Source organism: Oleiphilus sp. HI0132, assembly GCF_001635845.1.
Genome location: NZ_LWGJ01001302.1, coordinates 1 through 1,009, shown reverse-complemented (window position 1 = coordinate 1,009; position 1,009 = coordinate 1). Strand labels below are relative to the sequence as shown.

1 protein-coding gene is annotated in these 1,009 nt (G+C 35.2%); it reads left to right on the top strand.

Annotated features, from left to right (window positions below):
* Positions 1-181 precede the first annotated feature (181 nt).
* On the top strand, positions 182-1,009 hold an 828-nt coding region (locus A3766_RS19880; protein WP_156508996.1), incomplete at its 3' end, for a hypothetical protein.

The following is a 1,009-nucleotide window of genomic DNA, read 5'->3' as shown; positions in this document are numbered from 1 at the left end:
AGAGACGATGACATTTGATTATACCGGCTAAAAAATTTGTTGAAATTAACTATTAATCAGCGATTCAATATCATCGCAACATTACTTTATAAATGTTTTTAATAAATTACTAACACTATATGCGACATTCTTCGTCGCACCTTTATGGATAATTAGCCTCTCTATTTAATGGGGAGACTTGATGAATACTAGCAACTTTTTGCCTGTTGTGACGGATGAAAATCATAATCTAGTTATCAACTTCTCTGAAGCTTTAGGTTATGAATGTGTAGTTAAGTTAACACCATGGACAAATGGGGTTAGCTGGTCATGCTCAGCCGAAGATGCATCAATTGAAACCCTTGAAGAAATGGGGGTGCCTTTTTCAATTCTCGTTTCGACACAAGAGGCTTGCCAATGGTTAAGTACATTCCCTGAGGGCTTACTGAATAAACTTGTAAAGTATGAGGAAAAATTTCGCGGGACTACTTATGGGTTAGTTTGGTGTCTCAGTCGATCTTCCAACGCCTGCGAATTGTTTTTAGATAGCCCAGTTCTGGCATGGTTAATTATAATATCGGCTTCAACATTACAATGGGATGCTGAGCATACATTGAGTCTATTTTCTAAAAAAAGAACAGCAATTATTGACGAGTGTGGGTTTACAAATAGTAAGGCTGTTTTGAATCTACTATTAAAATGTCGATTCGCTCGTTTTGATTTAAATGAATACCAATTAATAACAAAACCAAATTTACTCATATCGAGTAAGTATCTAAGTCATCTGCCATATATCGACGAGCGACTTTTAAAGTTGATAGATCGTTTTCCTCAGTTTAAAACATCAAACTTGATTAATCAGTTTGGACAGAACTGGAGCTGGGATCATTTTGATCAGAGTTTTGACGATACAATAAATATGGGGGAAGAGTTAGGTATACCTAAAATTTTGTCCTTAATACTTGCCTGTAATAATCTCCGCTCATTAAAACAATTGCATGATAAATTGGCCGTTAAAATTAATGAAAAG